The organism is Bradyrhizobium guangdongense, assembly GCF_004114975.1.
In the GTDB taxonomy this organism is placed as follows: domain Bacteria; phylum Pseudomonadota; class Alphaproteobacteria; order Rhizobiales; family Xanthobacteraceae; genus Bradyrhizobium; species Bradyrhizobium guangdongense.
On the sequence record NZ_CP030051.1, the window covers coordinates 3,625,693 to 3,643,623 of the forward strand.

Annotated in this window: 23 protein-coding genes; 12 read left to right on the forward strand and 11 right to left on the reverse strand. The window is 63.8% G+C overall.

Features of this window, described 5'->3' with window-relative positions; all coding sequences use genetic code 11:
* Positions 1–39: 39 nt before the first annotated feature.
* From X265_RS17225 to X265_RS17240, 4 genes are all read right to left on the reverse strand, one after another.
* Positions 40–597 (reverse strand): dihydrofolate reductase family protein, encoded by a 558-nt coding sequence (locus tag X265_RS17225; RefSeq protein ID WP_164938638.1) that lies wholly within the window; start codon positions 595–597, stop codon positions 40–42.
* A gap of 7 nt (positions 598–604) precedes the next feature.
* Positions 605–1,615: a polysaccharide deacetylase family protein gene (locus tag X265_RS17230; protein ID WP_128969312.1), complete on the reverse strand. Its 1,011-nt coding sequence runs from the start codon at positions 1,613–1,615 to the stop codon at positions 605–607.
* Between the two features lie 188 nt (positions 1,616–1,803).
* The gene (locus X265_RS17235) at positions 1,804–2,373 is read right to left on the reverse strand and encodes a glutathione peroxidase (protein WP_128965883.1); all 570 of its coding nucleotides are present in this window, start codon (positions 2,371–2,373) and stop codon (positions 1,804–1,806) included.
* 89 nt (positions 2,374–2,462) lie between these two features.
* Positions 2,463–4,064 carry a L,D-transpeptidase gene (locus X265_RS17240; RefSeq protein WP_128965884.1) on the reverse strand — a complete coding sequence of 534 codons (1,602 nt, stop codon included), beginning with the start codon at positions 4,062–4,064 and terminating at the stop codon, positions 2,463–2,465.
* 209 nt (positions 4,065–4,273) lie between these two features.
* Between X265_RS17240 and X265_RS17245 the strand changes: the two genes are divergently transcribed.
* Positions 4,274–4,822, forward strand: a complete 549-nt coding sequence (locus tag X265_RS17245) for a CreA family protein (RefSeq protein ID WP_128965885.1) — start codon at positions 4,274–4,276, stop codon at positions 4,820–4,822.
* Here the strand turns inward: X265_RS17245 and X265_RS17250 are convergent.
* Positions 4,812–5,018 (reverse strand): hypothetical protein, encoded by a 207-nt coding sequence (locus X265_RS17250; protein ID WP_128969313.1) that lies wholly within the window; start codon positions 5,016–5,018, stop codon positions 4,812–4,814. The genes X265_RS17245 and X265_RS17250 overlap by 11 nt on opposite strands.
* A gap of 205 nt (positions 5,019–5,223) precedes the next feature.
* On the opposite strand from X265_RS17250, the gene X265_RS17255 reads away from it, so the two are divergent.
* The gene (locus tag X265_RS17255) at positions 5,224–5,559 is read left to right on the forward strand and encodes a hypothetical protein (RefSeq protein ID WP_128965886.1); all 336 of its coding nucleotides are present in this window, start codon (positions 5,224–5,226) and stop codon (positions 5,557–5,559) included.
* 33 nt (positions 5,560–5,592) lie between these two features.
* Positions 5,593–5,958 carry a hypothetical protein gene (locus tag X265_RS17260; protein WP_128965887.1) on the forward strand — a complete coding sequence of 122 codons (366 nt, stop codon included), beginning with the start codon at positions 5,593–5,595 and terminating at the stop codon, positions 5,956–5,958.
* 4 nt (positions 5,959–5,962) lie between these two features.
* Here X265_RS17260 and X265_RS17265 read toward each other — a convergent pair whose 3' ends face one another.
* Positions 5,963–6,220, reverse strand: a complete 258-nt coding sequence (locus tag X265_RS17265; protein ID WP_128965888.1) for a DUF6719 family protein — start codon at positions 6,218–6,220, stop codon at positions 5,963–5,965.
* A 69-nt stretch (positions 6,221–6,289) separates the two neighbouring features.
* Complete coding sequence (gene pdxR / locus X265_RS17270; RefSeq protein ID WP_128965889.1) at positions 6,290–7,759, reverse strand: MocR-like pyridoxine biosynthesis transcription factor PdxR; 1,470 nt, start codon at positions 7,757–7,759, stop codon at positions 6,290–6,292.
* A gap of 75 nt (positions 7,760–7,834) precedes the next feature.
* Here pdxR and X265_RS17275 point away from each other — a divergent pair, with 75 nt between their 5' ends.
* From X265_RS17275 to X265_RS17310, 7 genes are all read left to right on the forward strand, one after another.
* On the forward strand, positions 7,835–8,560 hold the full coding sequence (locus X265_RS17275) for a pyridoxamine 5'-phosphate oxidase family protein (RefSeq protein ID WP_128965890.1): 726 nt from the start codon (positions 7,835–7,837) through the stop codon (positions 8,558–8,560).
* A 51-nt stretch (positions 8,561–8,611) separates the two neighbouring features.
* Positions 8,612–9,889, forward strand: a complete 1,278-nt coding sequence (locus tag X265_RS17280) for an ArgE/DapE family deacylase (protein ID WP_128965891.1) — start codon at positions 8,612–8,614, stop codon at positions 9,887–9,889.
* A gap of 244 nt (positions 9,890–10,133) precedes the next feature.
* Complete coding sequence (locus X265_RS17285; protein ID WP_128965892.1) at positions 10,134–10,943, forward strand: alpha/beta hydrolase; 810 nt, start codon at positions 10,134–10,136, stop codon at positions 10,941–10,943.
* A 35-nt stretch (positions 10,944–10,978) separates the two neighbouring features.
* Positions 10,979–11,818 carry a tryptophan 2,3-dioxygenase gene (kynA, locus tag X265_RS17290; protein ID WP_128965893.1) on the forward strand — a complete coding sequence of 280 codons (840 nt, stop codon included), beginning with the start codon at positions 10,979–10,981 and terminating at the stop codon, positions 11,816–11,818.
* Between the two features lie 8 nt (positions 11,819–11,826).
* Positions 11,827–13,029 carry a kynureninase gene (gene kynU / locus X265_RS17295; protein ID WP_128965894.1) on the forward strand — a complete coding sequence of 401 codons (1,203 nt, stop codon included), beginning with the start codon at positions 11,827–11,829 and terminating at the stop codon, positions 13,027–13,029.
* Positions 13,030–13,240: 211 nt separating this feature from the next.
* Positions 13,241–13,639, forward strand: coding sequence for a PaaI family thioesterase (locus X265_RS17305; protein ID WP_128965896.1), 399 nt, complete (start codon positions 13,241–13,243; stop codon positions 13,637–13,639).
* 152 nt (positions 13,640–13,791) lie between these two features.
* Positions 13,792–14,397: a GNAT family N-acetyltransferase gene (locus tag X265_RS17310; protein ID WP_128965897.1), complete on the forward strand. Its 606-nt coding sequence runs from the start codon at positions 13,792–13,794 to the stop codon at positions 14,395–14,397.
* Between the two features lie 73 nt (positions 14,398–14,470).
* On the opposite strand, the gene X265_RS17315 is transcribed toward X265_RS17310, so the two are convergent.
* The gene (locus X265_RS17315; RefSeq protein WP_015686575.1) at positions 14,471–14,776 is read right to left on the reverse strand and encodes a hypothetical protein; all 306 of its coding nucleotides are present in this window, start codon (positions 14,774–14,776) and stop codon (positions 14,471–14,473) included.
* A gap of 95 nt (positions 14,777–14,871) precedes the next feature.
* On the reverse strand, positions 14,872–15,558 hold the full coding sequence (locus tag X265_RS17320; protein WP_128965898.1) for a DUF2161 domain-containing phosphodiesterase: 687 nt from the start codon (positions 15,556–15,558) through the stop codon (positions 14,872–14,874).
* A 127-nt stretch (positions 15,559–15,685) separates the two neighbouring features.
* Between X265_RS17320 and X265_RS17325 the strand changes: the two genes are divergently transcribed.
* Positions 15,686–16,033, forward strand: coding sequence for a GrlR family regulatory protein (locus tag X265_RS17325; RefSeq protein WP_128965899.1), 348 nt, complete (start codon positions 15,686–15,688; stop codon positions 16,031–16,033).
* Here X265_RS17325 and X265_RS17330 read toward each other — a convergent pair whose 3' ends face one another.
* Positions 16,034–16,714: an SDR family oxidoreductase gene (locus X265_RS17330; RefSeq protein WP_128969314.1), complete on the reverse strand. Its 681-nt coding sequence runs from the start codon at positions 16,712–16,714 to the stop codon at positions 16,034–16,036.
* A gap of 27 nt (positions 16,715–16,741) precedes the next feature.
* Positions 16,742–17,485 (reverse strand): tyrosine-protein phosphatase, encoded by a 744-nt coding sequence (locus X265_RS17335; RefSeq protein ID WP_128969315.1) that lies wholly within the window; start codon positions 17,483–17,485, stop codon positions 16,742–16,744.
* Positions 17,486–17,571: 86 nt separating this feature from the next.
* Here X265_RS17335 and X265_RS17340 point away from each other — a divergent pair, with 86 nt between their 5' ends.
* A complete protein-coding gene (locus X265_RS17340; RefSeq protein ID WP_128965900.1) occupies positions 17,572–17,880 on the forward strand; it encodes an MliC family protein in 309 nt (102 codons plus the stop codon).
* Positions 17,881–17,931: the final 51 nt, after the last annotated feature.

Genomic DNA, 17,931 nt, shown 5'->3' on the forward strand with positions numbered 1-17,931 from the left:
ACCAAATTGCCGGTACTGTGCATGGGGTTGTTTTGGATATTATAGAGCTTGCCGCCGCCATGGCGTCACGGTCACGTCGTGCGCGGCATCGAGCATGTAAGGCTTACCCGGCGCCATCCCGTGCGAGGCTAGCACCTCGTGCGGCGTCCGCCGGGGCACGTCGACGAAGCAGCCTTCGCCGCCGGGCAAGGTGACATGCGGGGCTTCCGACAGCCAGAACGTGTCGTAACGGTCCATGAACATGTCGAACACGACGGGGCCGCCGATGATTGCGACCCGGCCCGCGGCGACATCGGCAAAGGCACAGGCCTCCTCGAAGCTCGCATGCTGCGGATTCCACAGCGTCGCGTTCGGCATCTCGGGATCGACGGTGAGAGCCTTGATCTTGCGGGTCAGGATCAGCCGCTTGCGCTTGGGCGAGTTCGGCTGCTGCTCATGCGAGTGGCGGCCGTGCACGATCAGCGCGGCGCCGTCGAGCGCCTGCTCGAAGAACAGCTTGTCGCCTTCGAACTTCAGACTGTCGGGCATGACACGGCCTGCGTCGGCGAGCATGCCTTCTGCCGAGACGATGACGTAGCCTTCGAACCGGAAAGACAAGTGACGACTATTCGGAAACGGTCGTCACCACGGAATTGACCGGGCGGGTGCTGACCGTTGGCAGCTTGACGTCCTTCATCAGCTCCTGGTCGTATTCGGGCAGCGAGGCGACCGGCGCCTTGGCGCGCATCGCCACGATCTTGTAGCCGCCTGCCTTGAGGCGGTTCAGCAGCTCGGGCAGGGCCTCTGCCGTGTGCTTCTGGAAGTCGTGCATCAGGATGATGCCTTTGCCCTTCTTCTCGAGCCCCTTCATCACGGTCTCGATCACCTTCTCGGGCTTGGAGGCCTTGAAGTCGAAGGAGTCGATATCGCAGGAGAAGATCGCGACGTTGCGGTTGCCGAGATAGGTGACCATCTCCGGCGGATGCTGCAGCGCCGGGAAGCGGAAGAACGCAGCGGGCGAGATTCCTCCAAGCGCCCATTTCACGGCGCTGATGCCTTTCTCGATCTCTTCCTTGCGTTGGTCTTCGCTCAGCTTCTTGTTGTTGAGGTTGGCATGCGACCAGGTGTGAGTGCCGACGGTGTGACCGGCCGCGTAGACCTGCTTCAGGATCTCCGGCTCGTAGGTGGCATGCTTGCCGATCGAGAAGAAGATGCCGGTGGTGCACTGGTCGGCGAGCGCCTTCAGCACGGCGGGCGTGTTGCGCGGCCAGGGACCGTCGTCGAAGGTCAGGACGACCTCCTTGTCGCGCAGGAAGTCGAGCTCCTTGAAATGCTCGAAGCCGAAGCCGGGACCGCCTGTCGTGTCGATCTCGACGGTGCGGGCGACGCCGAGCGCATCAGGATTCGTGCAGGCGGCGCGCGTCGGTTGCGGCGCTTGTTGCGGCGGCGGCGGAAAGGCGGCGGATTGTGCCGCGGCGGGCGCTGCGGGTGCCGGAGCCGCAGCTGCGGCCGGCGTTGCCGCCGGTGCGGCTGGCGTCGCGGCCACCGGTTTCGCTGCCGGGGTCTGCGACCATGCCGCGCCTGTCAGCGCAACAGACATCGCGCTTGCCAAAATTAGTCCTACCGCCACACGCATGGTGTTGTCCTCGAGATTGATCCCGTTGTTCCGCCGCGGCTTTTCGCCTCCGGCCGAACCCATCCTGCCCCAGATCATCCTAGCCTAGATGTTGGCCCGTCGCCATTGCAACGGCTGTTTGGCGCTTCGCCGCAATTGTGCCCAAGCCTGTTCGACGAACCGACTGAAGAGCCTACGCGTGCGGCGCATCAACTGTCCGCCAAGGCCCTCGCAATCGCTGTCTTGATGCGGGTGTCGGCAGGCTCAACGGCGGATGGAAATACCTCGGCGATATAGCCGTCGCGGCCAACAAGGTATTTGTGGAAGTTCCAGCGCGGAACCTCCTTCGGTCGTGCCTCAGCGGCCCATTTATAAAACGGATGCGCCTTCGGCCCGACCACGATGGCTTTGGCGGTGATAGGGAAGGTAACTCCGTATTGGTGGTGGGCGGTCTCCGAGATCTCGCTGGCGCCGCCAGGCTCCTGGCCGCCGAAATCGTTTGAGGGCACGCCGATGACGGTGAGACCGCGTTGGCGAAACTCGCTCCAGAGCTCTTGCAGCCCGGCATATTGCGGGGTGTAGCCGCACAGGGAAGCCGTGTTCACGACCAGCATCGGTTTGCCGGTAAAGGCGGCGAGGCGAATGTCGTCGCCGGACAAAGCGGGGAACGAGAAGGCGTAGGCGGAAACCCGGCTCATGCCGCCATCGGCTCGCGCAGACGTGGCCGAGCCGGTCGCCGCGAGAAACGCCGCGCTGAGCATGGTTCTGCGGTTCAGCATGGCGGTGTGCCCCGGATGTGATGGGCGGAGCTTACTCCGCGGACGCGGCCGTCCCGCTCAACACCGCGTTATCTGACGCCGTGATGAGTTCAGTAGAGGCGGACGATGAAATCGGTGCCTTCGCCGGTCTCGCCCTGGTTGATACCCTGATCGGAGACGATGACCGAGCCGCCTGACGTGAGCATCTCGTTGATCTTGGCCATGGCGTCGGCCGGGATGGTGATGCGATCCAGTGCCTCGGCGGGGCTGTCCGGCGTGATCACCGGCTTTGCGGCAACGGGGATCACGGCGGCGCCGCGCTGGCGGCGCACGACGTGGCCATCCTCGTCGCGCGCGGCGGCGCGAACCGAGACGGGCAGTGACACCACCGACCAGTGCAGCGCATTGGGATCGGCCTTGTCGACCTCGGCGGTGAAGACGTGGGTGCCGAGCGGCCGGTCGCTCGCTGCGATCGTCACGGGCACGTCGAACAGCGGCGCAAAGTTCTGCCGGACGTAGAGCTTGGAATCCTTGCGGCTGATGAACACGGCGATCTGGCCGCTCCGCTTCGGTAGATCCGGCTTCACGGACGGTGCGGGATCGGCGACACGGGTCTGGTCTTTCTTCGCGTCCGGCGAAGCCGCTTGCGCCGGGGCTGTTGCCGTCGCGTCGGGTTTCGTCTCGGTCGCCGTGTCAGCCTTGACTGGTTCGGATTTGGCAGGCTCTGAAACGGCGTCCGCCTTCGGTGCGTCGGCCTTCGGCGCATCGGTCGATTCCGGCTTCGCTTCGGTGCTCGCCGTGTCAGTGGCCTTGGTCACCTCGTCCGTCGTGGCCGCTTCCTCGTGGACCGGCGCATTGCCGGTGGTCACGTCCGACATCACGGTATGGCCGACGGTTGAGCGCAGCTCCAGCTCGCCGTCGGCGCTGGCGGTCTTGGTCCCAAGAGATTTGGTCTCGACCGGCTTGGCGTCGGGGGCCTTGGTCTCGGGCGCGCCCTTGTCCGCCTTCTCGCCGACGCTGGTCGTCGGCTCGAGGCTGGCAGCCGGCTGCGGCGGGACGCGCAGCGAGGCGAGCATCGGATGCGAGAAGCTCTGCGGCGTCATCTGGCCGGGCGCAACGATCACGCGTGCGCCCATCTTGGTCCAGTTCCACATCTTCACCGCGAATGCCATCGGCATGCGAATGCAGCCGTGCGAGGCGGGATAGCCCGGCAGCACGCCGGCATGCATGGCGACGCCGGACCAGGTGATCCGCTGCATGTACGGCATCGGCGCGCCGCTATAAATGTTGGAGTGGTGGAATTTGTGCTTCTGGATGACGCTGAACACGCCCATCGGCGTCGAGTGGCCCTTCATGCCGGTCGACACCGGCGATTCCGCGAACACTCCGTTGGCATCGTAGATCGTCACCTTTTGACGGTCGATCGAGACCACGATCACGAGCGGACCTTGCGGCTTGGCGCCGGTCTCCTTCTCGACGACAGCCTCTTTCTTGTTCCTGGCGGCCGCCGGGCCGCGCTTTTGGGGTTTCTGTCGCGGCTCCTCGGGATACCGCTCCTGGCGTCCATAGGATCCGTCGGAATAATCCGACCAATAATAGAAGGCGGCTTCCGCCTGGCTCGCCGTCCCCATCGCGCCTGCTGCAGCCAAAATTGCCACCTGCCACAGCCGTGCCGGCGCGGCAGCAAAACGGGACCCGTTCACGCTATTCATTCCTCGAATCCACAATCCAAATCAGACGTTAGTGTCGCAGAGGGGATACGCGTTCACCACCATGGCGGTTCTGCCATCAGCTACTTTTGTTCAAGACGTAGCAAAAAAGCCTCACGGAGCGGTAAACGGCAGCCGCGGCCTGCTTTTCGTCACCTTCCTGATCTGCCACCTCATGCCTACATTGCCAGGACTTGTTACCGGAGAACTTCATGTCATCTCGTTTCCCCGGTCTTTCCAGCATCCGCTTGAAAGGCCTTGCTTTATTCCTCCTGGCTCTGGTCGTCCCTGTGGCTTCCGCTTCGGCCGCCGATGAGCCCGATCTGATCTTTCGGCGCTCCACGGTTTTCAAATGGATGAGCCCGAATGACAAGCTCGCGACTTATGGGCTCGACGATCCCGAGGTCGAGGGTGTGGCCTGTCATTTCACGGTGCCGGAGAAGGGCGGCTTCAAGGGCTGGCTGGGTCTTGCCGAAGAAGTCTCGGACATCTCGCTCGCCTGCCGTCAGATCGGTCCAATCAAGTTCAAGGACAAGATGGAGCAGGGCGATGACATGTTCCGCAAGCGCCGCTCGATTTTCTTCAAGAAGATGCAGATCGTGCGCGGCTGCGACGCCAAGCGCAATGTGCTGGTCTATATGGTCTATTCGGACAAGCTGATCGAGGGGTCACCGAAGAACTCGACCTCGACGGTGCCGATCATGCCCTGGGGGCCGGCTGACGCGAATGTCCAGAAGTGCGGTGACTTCTTTACTCAGTGACTGGATCGCGGCTGATGCGCGGTTTCACGAGATGTGAGCCGCTCAGCCGCACCAACGCCTGCGGCGCAGCCTCGTAGCCGCGCCCCGATTGCAGCGCCATCGCGCCGGGCGAGGCGGTGCGGTGCCTGATCTGTCGATCGTTGCGGTCCGCAGGCTGCGCCGCGTCGCGCACCGTTGCGCGATCTTGCGCCGTCATGATGGCCGTCCCTCGAATCTGTGCCCGATCGATGGCGAGCCTGTCGGTTTCGCCCAGTCGATTCTGGCCGGCGTTTGCGGTTCTCTTCAGCAGAAAACCGTAAAATGCATGTGAAGCGCCGACGTCGGGGATGTGACGGCGCTGCTTCAACTGGCCTGAAAGGTTGTTCTCGAGCGAGTGCAATTGGTCTGGCGCTCCATCTGATATGATTGATGTTTTCCCGGAATTGTTTCGTCGTGTCGCGGCTGACGAAACAATTCTCACGGGGAACGAAACCATTTTGGGCTTTGTACGCATCACGGGAGAAACTGCTGATGGTTATCAGCGTCACAACGACGACGGCACACCGTCGGCCACGCGATTCGGAGACCCATCCATGCGCGCGCTCAGCTTCATCCTTGCTTTCAGCTTCGTGCTCGCCGGTTCCTCGCTCGCCGGTGCGCCGGACGGGGATCTGCCCGGTATTGGGACCTTCCAGTACAGCGGCTCACCGGTCACGACCGCCGGGCCGCAGCCCATCGTCCTCGCGGCGCACTTCTGATCACCAACAAGAAAATCAGCCGGCTAGGCCATCATGCATCTTCGTTTCTGCGCCGCAGCGTTCCTGTCCGTTCTGGCGATCAACTCCGTTCAGGCGCAGGTCCGCTCACCGAGTCGATTGCCGGACCCCCGTAGCGAATTCGTGCGGCAATGCGCGCCGCGCATGCTCGGGCGCTGGGAGCACCCGGAAGAGGTCTGTGGCTGTCTTCATGATCATGCCGCGGCCGTGGTCGAAGATCGCGACCTGCGCGAGGCGCTGCTGCGCGGCATCAGCGAGACCGGTGTGCCCACGATCGAGACCGATTGGGTGCCCGCGGCCAAGCAAAGCGAAATCGGCGCGACCTTCACCAAGATCGCCAAGCCGACCTTGCAGTGCATGTTCGACCCGGCAAAGTCTTAAGCCGTCACCTCGACTTGGGGCCGAACCGCGCCACGCAGGTGGCCGTTCGCACGACGCCCTGATCGGTCATCTTCGAACCGCGCACTTCCTTGATCTGTCCGGCCGGGCAGGTACCGTCATCCACCTGCACACGCTGGCCGAGCTTGAGGTCGACGATATCCTGTTCGCGTCCGACCGTCGTTGCGTCGGCCGCCGGCGCAAGCGCGGAGAAGAGCAGGAGCGCCAGGCAGGTTGCGCGGCCGAATGACGTGACATGTGACATGACGAAGATTCCCGGAGTCGATTGTCGCGATGTTAGGGACCGACCAGCGATTCTGATAGTCAACCTTCGTCACGCCCGCCGGGCGGATCTGCCCCTGCTGCGCAAGGCGGTCCGCGACGCGCGCGCCAGCCGTTCCGCGGCGGCGACCAGGCGCGGAACCGGGTGCCCCGAAAATCCCAGCACGAAACCGGGCAGCGGCCGCGCCCGCGCATAGGTCTCGGCAAGCAGCCAGCCTTCCGCGCCTGCGGCCTGTTTCGCCTCAGCCGCGACGGAAGGTGCAACCGACGGATCGAATTGCGCCACGAGGTGCAAGCCCTGTGACGGCATCGGAACCGACAGCGCGCCATCCGACGCCGCTTCCAGCGTCTCTGCCAGCGCATCGCGCGCCTCACGATAGAGCTTTCGCACGCGCTTCAAATTCGCTGCAAAGGCGCCGGCATTGAGCATGTCGGCGACTGCGCCTTCCATCAACGTGCCGGGAAAGCGGTCCAGCGCAGCACGCGCGGCCGTGACGTCGCCGATGAGGCGCTCGGGCAGGGCGCAATAGCCGATGCGCAGGCCTGGAAACAGCGTCTTGGCAAACGTGCCCATATAGATCACGCGCTGGAGGCGATCGATGCCTGCCAGCGACATCAGCGGCGCGCCGTCATAGCGAAACTCGCTATCGTAGTCATCCTCGAACACGAAGGCGCCGGCCTGCTTTGCCCAATCGAGCAGCTCCAGCCGGCGCGACATCGACATCTGCACGCCGAGCGGGAATTGGTGCGATGGGGTCACATAGGCCGCGCGCGCCGATGGTGCGGCGGCGCGGCCCAGAGCGACTTGCAGGCCATGCCGGTCGACTGGAGTGGGCACGGTGCGATAGCCGCATTGCGCGATGGTCCTGCGCGCGACGGGATAGCCGGGATCCTCACACCAGATCTGATCGTTAGCCTTCAGGATCGCGCCGAGCACGATGCGCAGCGTGTGCAGCGTGCCCGACGTGAGCATGATGTGGTCGGGGTCGCAGCGCAGTCCCCGCGCTGACAACAAATGATCGGCGATGGCGACCCGCAACTCGCGACTGCCGCGCGGGTCGCCGTAGTGCAGATGCTCGGCGCCGAACGCGCGCATGCGCCGGCCAACGAATGCGCGAAAGCGCTGCACCGCGCGCTCATCGATATGAGTGCAGCCGAGCGCGAGCGCGCCCTGCCTGGGCGCTTCGATAATGACCTTCGGCTTCTTCGGTGCGGTGGCGCGTGCCGGAATCTGCGCGGCCACGAAGGTGCCGGAGCCGACGGTGGCCTCCGCAAATCCGTCGGCGATCAGACGTTCATAGGCCGTGACGACGGCGTTACGCCGGAACCCGGTCTGCTTGGCCAGGATGCGCGACGGCGGCAGCGGCTCGCCTGACTTGACGAGGCCAGAGACAATCACCTCGCATAGCGCCTGGTACAACCGATGCGCCGAGGAGGCGCCGGCGGTGATGTGCGGCCCGGTGAAATCCAGTGGCAATTCGGCTTTGGCCGGCGAGGTGGAATTGGTCGGAATTTTTTGCATGGAATTGGCACTATCGCAGACCAAATGCACCGCTACAACTGCTGCGGACTTCTTCCAATCCCGACAGGAGCGGCCGTGAGCCAGACCGAAAACCAAACTGTCTATCCGACCTCAGCGCGCAACCAGGTCAAGCGCCGGCACGACCGCGGCTTCTACGATCACGCCACCGTTCACCGCATCCTGGATTCCTCGATGCTGTGCCACGTCTCCTACGTTATCGACGGCCAGCCCTATTGCACGCCGACCTTCTTCTGGCGCGAGGGGACCAGGCTCTATTGGCACGGCTCCAGCGCGAGCCGCATGCTGCGTAGCCAGACCAAAGGTGAGCGCGTCTGCCTGACGGTTGCCCATCTCGACAGCCTCGTGCTGGCGCGCTGCGGCTTCAATCATTCCGCCGACTACCGCGCGGTGATGGCGTTCGGCACTGCCTACCTCGTCACCGACCCCGCGGAGAAAGAACGCGCGGTGATCGCGATGGTCGATCGCTTCTTCCCGGCTCGCACAGCCACCCTGCGGGCGAGCAACACCCAGGAAATCAAGGCGACCTCGTTCATCGCGATGGAGATCGAGGAGGCCTCCGCAAAAATCCGCGCCAAGGGTGTCGCCGACGACGATGAGGATTACGAGTTGCCGATTTACGCCGAGCGCATTCCGGTCCGCACCGTCCTCGGCGCGCCGGAGCCGTGTCCGCGGCTGCTCGACGGCGTAAGCCGGCCGGCGACGCTGAATGGCTACTCGGAGGGCCGACTGCTCGAAGATGCATTGCGGGATGCTTATTTTGTGGAGTACCCGAACGGCTGAAATCGGTTAGCTTGCGGGCACCCTGATCATTTGGATGCCTGGAGTTGCCCGATGAATGCCGATACGCAACAGAGGATTCTTGACGCCGTCGATGCCGGCTTCGAAGCCCAGCTTGCGACCACCCGCGATTTCGTCGCGATTCCCTCGACCCGTGGCGCCGAGGGACCCTGCCAGGACATGATCGGCGACCTCCTGCGCGCGCGCGGTTACGAGGTCGACGACTGGCACATCAATGTTGACGATTTGAGGGAGCTGCGCGGCTTTGGGCCGATCGAGCATGATTTCTCCAAGGCGCGCACCGTGGTCGGCACCTATCGTCCGGCGACTGAAGCCGGCAAATCGCTGATCCTCCAGGGCCACTGCGACGTGGTGCCGGCAGGTCCCCTGGAATTGTGGGACACGCCGCCATTCTCGCCCGTCATCAAGGACGGAAAGATGTTCGGCCGCGGCGCCTGCGACATGAAGTCGGGCACCATTGGTGCGCTCTATGCAGTTGATGCGATCAAGGCCGCTGGCCTCAAGCCGACCGCGCGGATTCACTTCCAGTCGGTGATCGAGGAGGAGAGCACCGGCGTCGGCGCGCTCTCGACGCTGCAGCGCGGTTACAGGGCCGATGCCTGCTTCATCCCCGAGCCGACCTCCGGCAAGATGGTGCGCTCGCAGGTCGGCGTGATCTGGTTTCGGCTGCGCGTGAAGGGCCACCCGACTCATGTCGCCTTTGCCGGCTCGGGCTCCAATGCGATCATGGCGGCTTATCATCTCGTTCACGCGTTGCAGAAACTCGAGATCGAGTGGAACGAGCGTGCCAAGGCCGACCGTCACTTCAAGACGCTCAACCATCCCATCAACTTCAACCCCGGCATCATCAAGGGCGGCGACTGGGCCTCCAGCGTGCCGGCCTGGTGCGACGTCGACTGCCGTATCGCCATCCTGCCGGGCTGGTCCGTCGCCGATCACCAGAAGGAGATTTTGGCCTGCGTTGCAGCCGCCTCGCGCGACCACCGCTTCCTCGCCAACAATCCGCCCGAGGTCCAGTGGTCTGGCTTCCTGTCGGAAGGTTATGAACTGACCGACGCCGCCGCGCCGGAAGCTGCATTCGGCAAGGCTTTCAACAAGGTCTATGGCGGCGCGGTCGAGGATCTGGTCTTCACCGCGCTCACCGACACCCGCTTCTACGGTCTCAACCACGGCATTCCCAGCCTGTGCTTCGGCGCCAGCGGCGGCGAGATGCACGGCTTCAACGAGTTCGTCGATCTGGAGTCGCTGAAGAAGACTACCAAGGCAATGGCGCTGTTCATCGCGGAATGGTGCGGGGTGGAGAAGATGTAGCGGCTGCTTCGAGCGGTGCTGTAGGAGGGGCAAAGGCGCTCTTGCGCCGTGCCCAGCCTTTTTCTCCGACATGGCCAAAATCGTGGGCACGCTTCGCTTTGCCCACCCTAAAAAGCCCGGTTGGAGCTACCGCCGCCTGAAACATGGCATCCAGATGCTTTAAGCTTAAAAGAAAGGCTAGGATGCCACCCTCGGCGGTGGCAGACTGCCGCCCGGTTCGCCAGACGAGTCCTCGGGAGTCACCATGCGCGATTGGGATGATGCTTACGCCAATTCGGCCCATATCCCGGGCTCGGACAAGATGCCGGCGCAATGGGCGGAGCGGGCGGCGGCCTACCGTGCCGCTCTGAAGGGGTTTCGTGCGGACATCGCCTACGGCTCCGGGGAGCGTCAACGCTTCGATCTCGTGCTGCCCGAGGGCGACAGCAAGGGCCTCGTCGTGTTCGTGCACGGGGGCTACTGGATGCGCTTCGACAAATCGACCTGGACGGATATCGCCGAAGGCGCGCGTCGCCACGGATGGACGGTTTGCTTGCCGAGTTACACGCTGACGCCGGCTGCACGCATCCCTGATATCACCGCGGAAATATCATCCGCGATCGCGAAAGCGGCCTCGCTTGTCGCGGGACCGATCCGGCTCGCCGGGCATTCCGCCGGCGGTCATCTCGTCACGCGCATGCTGTGCGACGACAGCGGGCTCGAACCTTCCGTATTCAACCGCATTGCGGGTACGCTTTCGATCAGCGGTCTGCACGATCTGCGACCGCTGCTCAAGACGAAGATGAATGAGACGCTGCGGATGACCATGGAGGAGGCGAGCCTCGAAAGCGCGGCCTTGCATCTGCCGCGCGGGCATTCGCCGGTCACCGCCTGGGTCGGCGGCAGCGAGCGGCCGGAATTCATCCGCCAGTCCGATCTGCTGGCTAATGTCTGGACCAGTTTTGATGTGCCCACGCGCCTCGTCGTCGATCCCGGCCTCAACCATTTCACCGTGATCGACGGGCTGAAGGATCCGTCGTCGCCGATCACTGCGCGCCTGATCGGCCTCGATTGAGCCGGGGCAGGGATGATCGATCGGGAGGGACTGCTATGACGTCCAGCGATTACGATCCCACCAGCGAAGGCGCCGAGACCGATTTTTCCCGGCGCATGTCCTATGGCGACTATTTGGCACTCGATGCGATTCTCGGCGCGCAGCATCCATTGTCGGAAGCGCATGACGAGATGCTGTTCATCATCCAGCATCAGACCACCGAACTCTGGATGCGCCTTGCCATCCACGAGCTCAGCGCCGCGCGGCGCGCCATTGCCAAAGACGAGGTGCAGCCCGCGATGAAAATGCTGGCGCGCATGTCGCGCATCTTCGAGCAGCTCAATAATGCCTGGGACGTGCTGCGCACGATGACGCCGAGCGAATATACGCGCTTCCGCTCCCAGCTCGGTCAATCTTCCGGATTTCAGTCGCGTCAATACCGGCTGAATGAATATCTGCTCGGCAACCGCAATCACGCCATGCTGAAGCCGCACGCGCACGACGTGGAAACGACCAGGCTGCTCGAAGCCGAGCTCGCGACCCCGAGTCTCTATGACGAGGTGCTGCGGCTCGCCGATCGCCACGGGCTGACGATGCCGGCGGCGGTGCTGGCGCGCGACGTCCGCGAGACCCACAGCTTCAGTGAAGGCGTGCTGCAAGCCTGGCGGATCGTCTACGAGGCGCCGGAGACGCACTGGATGCTGTACGAGCTCGCCGAGAAGCTGGTCGATTTCGAGGATTACTTCCGGCGCTGGCGCTTCAACCACGTGACGACGGTTGAACGCGTCATTGGCTTCAAGCGCGGCACCGGCGGGACCGGCGGTGTCAGCTACCTCAAGCGCATGCTGGAGGTCGAGCTGTTCCCCGAACTCTGGCGCGTCCGTACCATTCTGTAGAATTGCTCATGACCAGATATCGCGTCTACGACGACACCAAAGCGCTATTTCATCTCCCCGAGGGGGTGATCTATCTCGACGGCAATTCGCTCGGCGCGCTGCCGCTGGGCGTTGCCGAGCGGGTTGGCCGTGTCATCACGACCGAGTGGGGCAACGAACTGATCCGCGCCTGGAACAGTGCGGGCTGGTATGCCCAGCCGCGCCACGTCGGCGATCGCATCGCGCGCCTGATCGGCGCCGAACCCGGCTCCGTGATGGTCGGCGACACGCTGTCGCTCAAGGTCTATCAGGCGCTCGCCGCAGCGCTCGATATGAACGCCTCGCGCAAGGTCGTTTTGTCCGACACCGGCAATTTCCCAACCGACCTTTACATGGCCGAGGGCCTGATCGCGACGCTCGAGCGCGGGCATCAATTGCGCCTAGTGGCGCCGGAGGAGATCGAGTCCGCGCTGTCGGAAGAGATTGCGGTGCTCTACGTCACCCAGGTCGACTACCGCACCGGCCGCCGCCACGACATGGCGAAGTTGACTGGGAAGGCCCATGCGCTCGGCATCGTCACAGTTTGGGATCTCGCCCATTCGGCCGGCGCGCTATCGGTTGATCTCGCCGGCTGTGGCGTCGATTTCGCCGCCGGCTGCACCTACAAATATCTCAACGCCGGCCCGGGCGCGCCGGCCTTCCTCTACGTCTCACCGCGCCATGCCGACGACGCGCGCGCTGCATTGTCCGGATGGATGGGCCATGCAAAGCCCTTCGCCTTCGAGCTTGCCTATGCGGCCGCCGGCGGCGTCGAGCGCATGCGCGTCGGCACGCCGCCGGTGCTGGCGATGGCAGCGCTGGAGGCATCGCTCGATATCTGGGATCGCGTCGACATCAATGAAGTCCGCACCCGCTCGCTGGCGCTTGGCGATCTGCTGATTGCGGAGGTTGAGCGTCGTTGCCGGTCGTTGAGGCTGGTGACCCCGCGTGCGCACGAACGTCGCGGCTCCCAGGTCTCCTTCGCCTTCGAGGGCGGTTACGCCGCCATGCAGGCGCTCATCGCCCGCGGCGTGATCGGCGATTTCCGCGCGCCTGATATCATGAGGTTCGGAATCACGCCGCTGTATATCGGTGAAAGCGAGATTGTTCGTGCCGCCGAGATCATCGAGGAGGTGATCGTGGGCGAGGTATGGCGCCGGCCGGAATATCAGATTGTGAATGCGGTGACGTGAGCAGGCGGCCTATCCAGCCGTCATTGCGAGGAGCTGTTGCGACGAAGCAATCTAGAGTCTCTCTGCGGAGGACTCTGGATTGCTTCGCTTCGCTCGCAATGACGGGTGGAGTGCAGGGCGCCCAATTCACGGTAACCATTATCTCGGACATCATTGCTTTGCCGCGCGAAGCCATTCACGCTGGGCCAACAAGGAATTGGGAGGACATCTGATGACGCCGCTCGAGAAACTTAAAGCGATGAAGATGCCGTTCGCCGAGCTCAAGGGCGTCGAGTTCATCGAGGCCGGGAAGGACCGCGTCGTCGCGCGGATGAGGGTCAGGCCCGATCTCTGCACCCTCAATCACACCATCCACGGCGGCGCGGTGATGGCGCTTGCGGATTCCGTCGGAGCTGCGGCGACCGTGATCAACCTGCCGGAGGACGCCAAGGGCACGACTACGCTCGAGAGCAAAACCAATTTCATCGGTGCGGCCAAGGAGGGAAACACCGTCATCGCGACCGCCACCCCGGTCCACCGCGGCCGCCGAACCCAGGTCTGGACCACCCGGCTTGAGACCGAGGACGGCAAGCTGGTCGCTATGGTGACCCAGACGCAGCTGGTCCTGTAAGACTACGGGGCCTTGATTTTGTTAACGAATTAGTCGTCTGCGCTGCCTCAAACTTGAGCGGGTTCCCATCTTGAAATTCTTGCTGCGACGCACAATATTGGAGGCCTAGGGATTCGAACGCCTCCTCGAGGGACACCAAGAGGAGTTTTGACGTGGTACTTGAAGACACCGTCCGCACCGCCCCGGGCTATGTGCGGACCCTGATCCAGCAGGAAGAATTGCCGCTGCTGCGCGATCACCTGCTCAGACTAGATGCCGAAAGCCGGCATGATCGTTTCAACGGGTTTCTCGACGATAGTTTCATCGAGCGTTACGCAGCCCGCTGCGCCGAGGACGGCACTGTGATCGTCGCCTACATCGTCGACGGCGTGGTCCGCGGTGCGGCTGAGCTGCATCCGCCGGAGGGCGATTCGCTGCCCGAAGTAGCTTTTAGCGTAGAGGCCTCCTCGCGGCGTCAGAACGTCGGCACGGTGCTGTTCAGCCGCCTGATCGCCGAAGCACGCTGGAAGGGCTACAAGAGCCTGCGCATCACCACGGGCGCGGAGAATCATGCCATGCGCGCGCTCGCCAGGAAGTTTGGCGCCCATCTGCAATTCCGCCATGGCGAATCCACCGGCACAATCGATCTTACCAAGACCGCCGAGGACGAGCTTGCCGATCTCGCCGCCGCGCCGTTCAAGGCTGGTCGCGCGCTTCTCAGCTTCAACTCCACCTGCTGGAAGTTGATCTCCAGCATGTACGGCAATCGCGCGGCTTGATCCCAAAGACTGAATCAAAAAGCGGACCGGCGCGAGGCCGGTCCGCATTTTGTTGATCCAAAGGAATGAGTGTTCAGGTTCCGGTGCGCTTGTCGTTGCCGAAGCGGCGGACGACACGGCGTTCGACCACGACCGAGCGCTGCGCACCCTGTTCGCCGGCGATCACGCGCGTGGCAGTGATGCGGCTGTTGGTGCGAGCCTGCTTCTTGACCTCGGCCTGAACGACGTCGAGCGGCATCCCCATCAGCGCGGCAGCGATCTCGGCCTGCTGCTCCTGGTCGTCGGTGATGCCGACGGCGGCGAAGATCGCCTCGTCCAGGGTGGGCGGATCATGGCGGACCCGCCGCGTGCCATATTTGGTATTCCAGTCTGCGCTCATAACGGCCTCGTTTTGATGCCGGGATACCTAGTGCTCCAAATGTTGCATTGCAATATGAAATTGGTGTGGCATCTCAGCTATGCACCGGTCAGGTGTCATGGCGGTGACGCGGCACCTCCACCGGCCTCACCCCGTTGCTGCGGCCAACGCTTCAGCGCCGCATGTCCCGCCTCGGTCAGCCCGTAGATGCCCCGGTCGGCACGCGCGAACCAGCCATACACATTGTTAAGCAAGATCTTGCCGGCGTCGGGACAGCGTTGGCGCAAATCGCGCACGCGCCGCGGACCGGCGGCGAGTTCTGATGCGCAGGCCAGCGCCTGCTGCCGGTAGGCCGTCATGATCGGTGCGCGGGTGCTGCCGCCGAGCACGGGATCGCCTTGGCGGCGCTGATGCTCGGCCACGAGCCGCGAGCGCGTTTTCGGCTCGCGGCGGGGAGCGGCCGTTGGCGGCTTCACCAGCACCTCGACCTGGCCGTTGTCGGTTACGCCGAGCATACCGAAGCCGAGTCGGCGGCAGAGATTGCGATATCGCGCATCGCTCTCGCGTCCCTTGCCGCGCGCCGATATTTTTGCCGCGATCCAGATCTCGTCGCCCGCCGGCGCGCGATCGACCGCTTGCAGGATCAGTTCGAGATTGAAGGCGAGCTTGAGCTCGCCGATGACGACCACGGGTGGATCGCCGGCGCTCAGGCCGACGAGATCGCAGCCACGAATCTCGCCCTTCACGTCGAAGCCGAGGCCTTCGAGGAATCGTTTGACGGGGAGATAGAGAGCGGTTTCCACGGCGAGTGTCCGATCGGAGAATCAGTTGCGGGCAGTCTAGCCCGGATTGGACTCGGGGCTGATCGCATTTGCCCGCACGCGGCCAAGCCAGCTATATCTCCGCGTGGGGAACAGGGCGCTTGCGGCGATGACGATCAGGAACGGGCTTTATCATATCCGGATTGAGTTCCTGGATAGCGTCCAGGGCGGCAATCAGGGTGTCATGGTGCTGCGCGATGGCACCATGCGCGGCGGCGATTCCTTTTTCTTCGCCCACGGCAGCTACACGTCCGCCGATGGCAAGTGGAAGGGCGAGCTGACCAATGAGGAGCATTCGCCCTCGTTCGACGAGCGCCCGGTGTGGGGCCGCAAGGTCGTGACCATCGGCTTCAGCGGCACCTACACCGATGAGACCGCCTATGGCGAGGGCATTGCGCTCGCCGGCAAGCAGAGCATCCGCTTCAAGGGCAATTTGCGCCTGCTTGTGCCGGATTGATCACACCCGTCCGCTCACCGGAATCAGCGCACCGGTGACGCCGCTCGCGGCGTCGCTGACGAGGAACAGGATGACCTCGGCGAGCTCCTGCGGCGTCACCCATTTGGAGAAGTCGGCTTTCGGCATGTCGGCGCGGTTGGCCTTGGTGTCGATGATCGACGGCAGCACGGCGTTGACGGTGACCTTGCCCTTCCACTCGTTGGCGAGCGCCTCGGTGAGACGGTGCACGCCGGCTTTCGATGCCGCGTAAGGACCCATGCCGGACCCGGCCTGGAGCGCGCCCATCGCGCCGATATTGACGATGCGGCCTGCCTTCGACGCAGCAAGATGCGGCAATGCCGCGTGCGCGGTGTTGAGGGCGGTCAGTACGTTCAGCGCGTGCATGCGCTGCCACGTCGTGATGTCGCCGTCAGCAATGGTCTCGAAGGCAAAGCCGCCGGCGATGTTGACCACGGCATCGAGCCTGCCGAAATGCTTCACGGCGGCCTCGACCGCCGTCTTGGCTTGCACCGCAGCCGACAGGTCGACGCCTCCGATCTCGATCCGCTCGGCCGTCGCCGGCGTTTGAGAGGGGGCGTGATCGATGCCGGCGATGCGCGCGCCACGCGCCAGCGCGGCGTCGGAGACCACCTTGCCGAGCGCGCCGAGCGCACCGGTCACGATCAGAACCTTGCCTTGCATCATCGATCTCCTGAGCGGCGCGACCGCCTACGATTGCAGATAACGTTCCCTTAGCGCGGAGCGCTCCGCCGGCCCAAGCTTGAGGCCATCGCGCAAATAGGTTTCGACATCGCCATAGTCGCGGCTGACGGCATCAAAGGCGGCATCGAGAAACGATGCCTCGACCGAGCCGATGGCGTCGAGCACGTCGGCGGGCAGATCGGAGACGCTCGAGACGTCGCGCTTGTAGTGGCTGTTGGTCAGCAGATAATCTTCCGCAATCACGTCATCGGGTACGCCCAGCGCATGCAGGATCAGGGCGCTGGCAAAACCGGTGCGGTCCTTGCCGGCGGTGCAGTGAATCACGAGCGGCGCGCGGTCTTCCAGGAGATGGCCGAACAGCGCGCGAAAGCTGTGCGTGTTGTGGCGGACGTAGTTGCGGTAGGACTCGCGCATGAGCTCGAGCGCGACCGGTCCGGTCAGCGCGCCCCTGGCGAGTTCGGCGCGCAGCGCGGCAATAACCGTCGGCTCGATCGGCAGCGAATACACGGTGATCTCGCTCACGGCGCAGATGCCGGTCGCACGCTCCTCGACCCCGCGGAAGTCGAATGCGCTTCGGACGCCGAGCGCGCGGACGATCTCGACGTCCGCCGCGGTGAGCTGGCCGAGATGGTTGGAGCGGAAGATGTGGCGCCAGCGCGTGGTACGGCCGTCATGTGTGACGTAGCCGCCGAGATCGCGAAAGTTGCTGGCGCCTTGCAGAGCGAGGTGGCGGGCAGGGGAGTCGTTCAGGGAAGAGTCTTGCATGGGCTCAGCTTGGGTTATGGTTCCGCTAGACGCACGGAGGGCATCCTTCAAGTCTATTACAGGGGGCGAGCATGGACGGGCACAAGGCCATTCTTTTGGGGATCGCAATGCTGGCTGGGATGACCGGTGCACGGCAGGCCGATGCGCAGACATTCCGGAACTACCATTGTGCTGATGGTACGCAGTTCATCGTGGGATTTTATGACTACGACAACCGCGCCTTCCTCCAGATCGACGGCGGGCCGGTGACGCTCGCCAAACGGCTGACGGTCTCAGGCACGCGCTATTCGGGGGCGGGAATTACTCTCGTTATCGGCAAGAGCGGGGCCACCACGGTCAAGCATCTGAAGCGGCCGGTCACGGCCTGCAGCGTGATTTGATCATCGCAACGAGGTCGAGGAATCAAAAAGGATCGAAACGTCGTTGTTTCG

Coding starts and splice junctions, on each gene's coding strand:
- X265_RS17230 (WP_128969312.1), bottom strand. CDS start 1,615: ATGCGTGTGGCGGTAGGACTAATTTTGGCAAGCGCGATGTCTGTTGCG.
- X265_RS17235 (WP_128965883.1), bottom strand. CDS start 2,373: ATGCTGAACCGCAGAACCATGCTCAGCGCGGCGTTTCTCGCGGCGACC.
- X265_RS17240 (WP_128965884.1), bottom strand. CDS start 4,064: ATGAATAGCGTGAACGGGTCCCGTTTTGCTGCCGCGCCGGCACGGCTG.
- X265_RS17245 (WP_128965885.1), top strand. CDS start 4,274: ATGTCATCTCGTTTCCCCGGTCTTTCCAGCATCCGCTTGAAAGGCCTT.
- X265_RS17250 (WP_128969313.1), bottom strand. CDS start 5,018: ATGACGGCGCAAGATCGCGCAACGGTGCGCGACGCGGCGCAGCCTGCG.
- X265_RS17255 (WP_128965886.1), top strand. CDS start 5,224: ATGATTGATGTTTTCCCGGAATTGTTTCGTCGTGTCGCGGCTGACGAA.
- X265_RS17260 (WP_128965887.1), top strand. CDS start 5,593: ATGCATCTTCGTTTCTGCGCCGCAGCGTTCCTGTCCGTTCTGGCGATC.
- X265_RS17265 (WP_128965888.1), bottom strand. CDS start 6,220: ATGTCACATGTCACGTCATTCGGCCGCGCAACCTGCCTGGCGCTCCTG.
- pdxR (WP_128965889.1), bottom strand. CDS start 7,759: ATGCAAAAAATTCCGACCAATTCCACCTCGCCGGCCAAAGCCGAATTG.
- X265_RS17280 (WP_128965891.1), top strand. CDS start 8,612: ATGAATGCCGATACGCAACAGAGGATTCTTGACGCCGTCGATGCCGGC.
- X265_RS17285 (WP_128965892.1), top strand. CDS start 10,134: ATGCGCGATTGGGATGATGCTTACGCCAATTCGGCCCATATCCCGGGC.
- kynA (WP_128965893.1), top strand. CDS start 10,979: ATGACGTCCAGCGATTACGATCCCACCAGCGAAGGCGCCGAGACCGAT.
- kynU (WP_128965894.1), top strand. CDS start 11,827: ATGACCAGATATCGCGTCTACGACGACACCAAAGCGCTATTTCATCTC.
- X265_RS17305 (WP_128965896.1), top strand. CDS start 13,241: ATGACGCCGCTCGAGAAACTTAAAGCGATGAAGATGCCGTTCGCCGAG.
- X265_RS17315 (WP_015686575.1), bottom strand. CDS start 14,776: ATGAGCGCAGACTGGAATACCAAATATGGCACGCGGCGGGTCCGCCAT.
- X265_RS17325 (WP_128965899.1), top strand. CDS start 15,686: ATGACGATCAGGAACGGGCTTTATCATATCCGGATTGAGTTCCTGGAT.
- X265_RS17330 (WP_128969314.1), bottom strand. CDS start 16,714: ATGCAAGGCAAGGTTCTGATCGTGACCGGTGCGCTCGGCGCGCTCGGC.
- X265_RS17340 (WP_128965900.1), top strand. CDS start 17,572: ATGGACGGGCACAAGGCCATTCTTTTGGGGATCGCAATGCTGGCTGGG.